Consider the following 6,517-nt stretch of genomic DNA (forward strand, 5'->3'; position numbering starts at 1 on the left):
CATCACATAAAAAACAGGAGGTAAAAAACATGAATATCAGAAACTGTAAACAATGTGGAAAAATATATGCATACACAGGAAGCGACCTATGCCCTGTATGCAGAAAAGAAGAAGACGATATGTTCGACAAAGTTAGAGAATATATATACTCACACCCGGGTGCTAATACACTAGAAGTATCCGAAGAGACCGGAGTAGAGGAAAAAATCATCCTCAAATTTTTAAGAGAAGGCAGACTGGAGCTTAAAACAGCAGGATTAGGATTGGACTGTGAAAGATGTGGAGTTTCTATAACCACCGGACGATATTGTTCAAAATGCGCCAAGGATTTAAAAGAAGGATTTTCAGGGGGGCAAAGTGCAGGCCCTGCTAAAAAATCGGCTAATTCCAGAGGCATGTATACTGCAAATTCGAGGAAAAAGAGAAACTAGCAAAAAACCATAGAAAATCAGAGAAATATCCCAACAAACTATAATATCAGCTTAAAAAGCTCAAAATAGACATTAATCTAAACGACGGCTTTTACCGATACCATTTATAGAAACACACAAATCCAAATATATGGAGTGTATTAAAATGAAAATCGATAATGCACAACTTCAAAAAGTATTAGGCATATACAAAAAACAAGAGACAGGCACCGTCAAAAAAATGGGCAAAAGCAAAACTCAAGATTATTCTGATAGCGTGCAACTATCAGATAAGGCAAAAGCCTACGCAAAAGCTGTAGAGGCCTTCGACAAACTTCCGGACATCAGAAAAGAAAAGGTTGAAAGGATAAAGGCACAGATAGACAGCGGAAGTTATAATATTAGGGGAGAACAGATTATCGACAAAATAATTAAAGGCACAAAAATGGACGAGAAGATATAATAGAAGGGTGCTGGATATGGAAAAACTGGTAAAAGGTATATATGATGTACTCTGCAAAGAATACTACCTGCAGTGCGAATTGTTGGAACTATCCAAGAAAAAGACAGACTTGATAGTGAACAACAAAATAAAGGAACTTGAGAGTTTGCTGTCCTTGGAAGAAGGCATTGTGGTCAAATTAGGCGAGCTGGAAAATGAGAGAGGAAAATTGACAGAACAATATTTCCAAGGAGTAGGGAAAGAGCCACAACCTGACAGCTTGACTTCAATAATACAAGACCTTAATCATGAAGATGGACAATTATTCCGAGACCTGAAAAAGCAGTTTGGCGAAATAATAGATCAACAGAGAGAGATAAACAAAACAAATATGAGATTGATAAAGGAAAATTTAGATTACATAGATTTCACCATAAACCTTCTAACTCAAAAAGATCAACCTACATATGGCAGCAAAAAAAAGGACAGCATCAGCTTGTTTGATGAACAAATATGACAAAGGAGTATTGATATGCGATCAACATTTTACGGATTGGAAATAGCCAGGACGGCGCTGCATGTTCAGCAAAAACAGTTAGATATCACCAATCACAATATTGCCAATGTGAACACCGAAGGCTATAGCAGACAGCGAGGCACAACCAAGGCGATACCATCCTATTATGGTGATGTAGGCAGAGGGGTTGCTATGCAGGAGATAAAGCAGATAAGAGACTCATTTCTGGATATGCAGCTGAGAAACGAAGTAAAGTCCTTGGGTGAATGGGAAACAAAAGCAGACTTTTTGTCTAATATAGAAGCCATATATAACGAGCCTTCTGACTCAGGTATCCGCACAGTGGTAGATCAATTTTATAACTCCCTCCAAGAACTGGGCAAAAACCCGGAAAGCAGGGAGATAAGGGCGCTGGTTCATCAAAGGGCGGTGGCGCTTACCGAAACAATAAACCATATGACCCGTCAATTGGGAGAGTTGAGAGAAGAAGTAAATTCAGCCATAGATATAAGGGTGCAGGAGATAAACTCTTATGTAAAACAGATAAGTGACCTGAACCAACAGATATTCAAACAGGAGATAAGCGGCGGCAGAGCCAACGACTTGAGAGACCAGAGGGAGCTTCTGGTGGACAAGCTTTCCAAGTTAATAAATATAAGGTCCTACGAGACTAGCCAGGGACATTTAAGAATAGATGTAGGTACTACCGCTTTAGTAGACCATTACAATACCAACGAGATGGTTACTGAAACCGATGCAGATGGATTTTTAAACATTGTTTGGAAAGGTTCAGGCAAAGAGGTTGATCTACAAAGCGGCACATTGAAGGGACTATTGGATATAAGAGATGGCACAGGCAAAGATGGACAATATTCTGGGATACCCTATTATATGCAGGAGATGTGCTATTTTTCAGGACAATTCGCATATAAGTTCAATGAAATACATAGACAAGGATATGGATTAGATGGCAGCACAGGCCATGACTTTTTCACCTTTGATACCATGGTAGGTTCTCAGGGAGGATTTGCTGACAGGACTGATTTTTTAGCAAAACTGGAGAATGGACAAGTGGACATATACAATTGGGATATAGGTATTTCTTCCGATATAGATAATTTTGATCATATAGCAGCTTCCTTAAATGGTGAGGAAGGGGACAATGAAAATTTATTAAAATTGATAGAAACCAGGCATGATAAGATATTTGATGGGACTTCCACAATAGATGATTTTACAAAATCACTGATTGCAGTGTTGGGGGTGGATGCCCAACAAGCCATAAGGATGCAGGAAAACCAGACTGTACTGGTGAGGCAGATGGACAATAGAAGGCTGGCCACTTCAGGGGTATCCCTAGACGAGGAGATGGCAAATCTGATAAAGTTTCAACACTCGTATAACGCAGCAGCCCGAGTGATAACTTCAGTGGATGAGATGTTGGATACTATAGTATCCAGAATGGGAATAGTAGGACGATAGGCGGTGATTAAAATATGAGAGTGACTAACAGCATGCTTATAGGAAATATGATGGCAAACTTAAACAGAAATTTATCCAAAATGGCTAAAATACAGGACCAGACCTCTTCCGGCAAGTTGGTGAAAAGACCCTCCGACGACCCTGTATATGCAGCTAGAAGCCTGATGTTGAGAACCAACCTTTCCAGAATGGAACAATTTAACAGAAATGTGGATGATGGCATATCATGGCTTACAACCAGTGAAATAGCTGTCAAAGAGATAGGGGACGTACTACATAGAGTCAGGGACCTTGCTCTCAAAGCAAAGAACGGCACCCTTTCCGATGAAGATAGGGAGTCTGTGTCCTATGAAATAGAAAGTCTGAAGGATCAGATAGTGCAATCAGCCAATACTGAGTTTTCAGGGAGATACATATTCGCAGGCCATAAAACCCGTGAAAAACCTTTTGAGGTGATTGATGATAGCCTTCAATATAACGGCGATCAAGGAGCTATAAACTACAACGTAGGAGCTGACAGCAATATAAAGGTAAATATAGATGGACGCAGGCTGTTCATGTTAGATGCAGGGGACTCCTCCCTCTACAATACCATTGATAGATTGGACAAGGCGTTAAAAGGACAGGATGGGTACGATCTAGATGGAATTATTGACGATATAGATAGAAACATGGAAAATGTGCTGGAGATACGGGCGGAGATAGGCTCAAAGATAAATAGATTTGAACTGATAAAGACTAGAATGGATGACGATACCATCAACATAACATCCCTCATGTCCAAGACAGAGGATATGGATCTGGCAGAAGCCATAATGAACCTAAAGATGGCAGAAAGCGTATACAGAGCATCCCTAGCAGCAGGCGCGAGAATAATCCAACCCACACTAGTTGACTTTTTAAGATAACCCACAATTTGCACAAGGGGACAGTTCTATTGTGTCATATGTAACAGCAAATACGCACGGAACTTGTATATATAAGAACGTTTATGCGATAAATATTTGGAAATAACTATTTATTTTAGCCAAATATTTATGAGCAGTTCACTAACCTTATATATACAAGTTCCTATTGAGTGGTTTTAAACTGAACTTTGTAAAGGGAGTATATAATACCCGGAGATGCGACTTAATGTGCCGCAATGTACATCTAGTATTTTTATATAATATAGTGCGGCAGATTGTGGAGCACGGAAGGCATCATATACTCCTAGTGCTTACACTACTCTTTGATATAGGAGATTGTTAAAAATGGACCTTACAATAACAACTATAAAACCCCAACTCACCATACATACACAAAACGCAAACATGCAGGTCAAACAACCTCCTCCTGATTTGAACCTTTCCTACGATATAGATCGGGTAGAGATAGACATTGAACATACCAAAGTAGATATAGACCAGAGCAAGTGCTTTGATGAACTAGGACTTAAATCCAGCATGAGCAAGTACAAAGAATTCATAAAAACTGGCTACCAAAAAGCACAAAAAGGCATAGCCAGGATAGTAAAAGAAGGAGATGCTCTGGCCAGTATAGAGACAGGGCAGAATGTATTAGCCCTGCTGGCAAAAGATGTGTATATAGACCATCGAGATTACAATGTAGACTGTGCACCTAAATCAAGACCGAAGATAGAGTTTTCAGGGTCAGTTACTGTAGATGTTAGGAAAGGATATTTTAATATAAAGCCCCAAATCAATCCAGCACAGATATCTGCAGATTTTGCTGAAATAGATATAGAAACTACCCCACCGGAGATACACATAGAATACACCGGTAAGAATGTGGACAGATATATATAATCAAAAGAAAGGAAAGAAGGCGCATGATTATTCCCACCAAGATTTTTGGCAATGTTCAAATAGAGCAAGATGATATATTCACCTTTGTAAAACCTATACTGGGATTTGAAGAATACAAATATTTCGTTATATTGGAGCATAAAGATAAGCACATACCTTTCAAATGGCTGCAGTCGGTGGAGGTATCTGAACTCTCTTTTGTAGTGGTAGATCCAAAAATATTCTTGCCCGACTATCAGCCAGCTGTCCGTCAAAATGTACTTAAGCCTTTGGACATAGAATCACAACAAGATATAGTCCTGTATTCCATAGTGGTGGTGCCAGAGGATATAAAAAAGATGACAGCAAATTTAAAGTCCCCCCTGGTTTTCAATATGAAGAACAAGACAGCTATACAATTGGTACTGGATGATAGAAGATATGGATTGAGGCACTATATAATGAGGGATTTGCAACATACGGGGGAAAAGGGGAAACGAGTATGCTCATATTAACCCGAGGCAGAGGCCAGTCCATAATGATAGGAGAAGATATAGAGATAACACTTGTTTCAGTAGAAAAGGACAAGGTGAGGATAGGGATAGATGCACCCCAGGATGTGGTGATATTGAGAAAAGAGCTGTGTGAGCAGACTGAACAGGAAAACAAAAAGGCAGCCAGTTCAGATATTAATGTACTTGACAAAGTTCAGCAAATTTTTGAAAAAAAATAGAAAAAATGCTAAAGTTTTATTTTTAGATTCCGATTAAATATATTGAAAGAGATTTTCCCCGGCCGGGAATATCAATATAAAAATATGGCAAGGATGCCAAAACAAAAATTCAAGGAGGAGATTTTAAATGAGGATCAATCACAACATAGCAGCATTAAATACATACTCAAGACTTACCGCTGCAAACAACGCTCAGTCCAAGTCTTTGGAAAAGCTATCATCAGGCTTGAGGATAAATAGAGCAGGAGACGACGCAGCAGGCTTGGCGATCAGTGAAAAGATGAGGGGCCAGATTAGAGGTTTGGATCAGGCAGCAAGAAATTCACAGGATGCTATATCGTTAATTCAGACAGCTGAAGGTGCACTGACCGAGACACATGCTATTCTTCAGAGAATGAGGGAATTAGCAGATCAAGCAGCTAATGATACTAACCAGCCAGAGGATAGAATAGCAATTAAAGAGGAAGTTGCTCAATTAGAAACCGAAATTACCCGCATAGCAGAACAAACAGAGTTTAATGGTAAAAAATTGTTAAATGGGAGTTTTGGTATACAGATAGATGCAGCAAGTACTAATGCTACTGGTTCAAATGGTATAGTCGGAGTTGATGTATCGGGTGCTAAAACAAGTGAAACTTATACCCTAACTGGTGAAGCAGGAAAATTAACATTGGAGGATTCTAAAGGGAATGCTCAAGTATTAGAAGGATTGGTTGATAATTTTACGGGGACTTTAAATTTTGATAAGCTTGGAGTATCATTACAAGTAGCAAATTTCCAAGGTGCGACGGGAGTTACTTTTACTGCTGGAACAGATGATCAAATTATTACAGGAGCAACGGCAGAGGCGAAGTTTCAAATAGGTGCTAATGAAAATCAAAGTATGGCAATATCGATAGCTGATATGTCTACTGCAGGTCTTGGTATAGATAGTATTAATGGAAAAATGTCTAATCATGAAGACGCTACCAAGGCTATTACTACAATAGATGATGCTATTAAAAAGGTATCAGCCGAAAGATCTAAGTTAGGTGCAAATCAGAATAGGTTGGAGCATACAATAAATAACTTATCTACATCAGCAGAAAACTTGCAGGCAGCAGAATCCAGAATAAGAGACGTAGACATGGCAAAAGAGATGATGGA

The 6,517-nt window shown here is 39.2% G+C and carries 9 protein-coding genes; all 9 read left to right on the forward strand.

The genetic code is table 11. The features are described from left to right. Nucleotides 1-29 precede the first annotated feature (29 nt). Complete coding sequence (locus PHP06_06965; protein MDD3840300.1) at nt 30-431, forward strand: MerR family transcriptional regulator; 402 nt, start codon at nt 30-32, stop codon at nt 429-431. A gap of 145 nt (nt 432-576) precedes the next feature. Next, on the forward strand, nt 577-873 hold the full coding sequence (gene flgM / locus PHP06_06970; protein MDD3840301.1) for a flagellar biosynthesis anti-sigma factor FlgM: 297 nt from the start codon (nt 577-579) through the stop codon (nt 871-873). A gap of 16 nt (nt 874-889) precedes the next feature. Next, on the forward strand, nt 890-1,369 hold the full coding sequence (locus tag PHP06_06975) for a flagellar protein FlgN (protein ID MDD3840302.1): 480 nt from the start codon (nt 890-892) through the stop codon (nt 1,367-1,369). A gap of 15 nt (nt 1,370-1,384) precedes the next feature. Further along, the gene (gene flgK / locus PHP06_06980) at nt 1,385-2,851 is read left to right on the forward strand and encodes a flagellar hook-associated protein FlgK (GenBank protein MDD3840303.1); all 1,467 of its coding nucleotides are present in this window, start codon (nt 1,385-1,387) and stop codon (nt 2,849-2,851) included. A gap of 14 nt (nt 2,852-2,865) precedes the next feature. After that, nucleotides 2,866-3,759, forward strand: a complete 894-nt coding sequence (flgL, locus tag PHP06_06985; GenBank protein ID MDD3840304.1) for a flagellar hook-associated protein FlgL — start codon at nt 2,866-2,868, stop codon at nt 3,757-3,759. Nucleotides 3,760-4,104: 345 nt separating this feature from the next. Beyond that, nucleotides 4,105-4,659: a DUF6470 family protein gene (locus PHP06_06990; protein MDD3840305.1), complete on the forward strand. Its 555-nt coding sequence runs from the start codon at nt 4,105-4,107 to the stop codon at nt 4,657-4,659. Between the two features lie 23 nt (nt 4,660-4,682). Continuing rightward, nucleotides 4,683-5,153 carry a flagellar assembly protein FliW gene (locus PHP06_06995; GenBank protein MDD3840306.1) on the forward strand — a complete coding sequence of 157 codons (471 nt, stop codon included), beginning with the start codon at nt 4,683-4,685 and terminating at the stop codon, nt 5,151-5,153. Continuing rightward, on the forward strand, nt 5,141-5,371 hold the full coding sequence (gene csrA / locus PHP06_07000; GenBank protein MDD3840307.1) for a carbon storage regulator CsrA: 231 nt from the start codon (nt 5,141-5,143) through the stop codon (nt 5,369-5,371). Before PHP06_06995 ends, csrA begins: the two co-directional genes overlap by 13 nt. Before the next feature lie 127 nt (nt 5,372-5,498). After that, nucleotides 5,499-6,517, forward strand: a 1,019-nt coding sequence (locus PHP06_07005; GenBank protein MDD3840308.1) for a flagellin, incomplete at its 3' end; no start/stop codon positions are given.

The organism is Clostridia bacterium (assembly GCA_028698525.1).
Taxonomy (GTDB): Bacteria; Bacillota; Clostridia; order JAQVDB01; family JAQVDB01; genus JAQVDB01.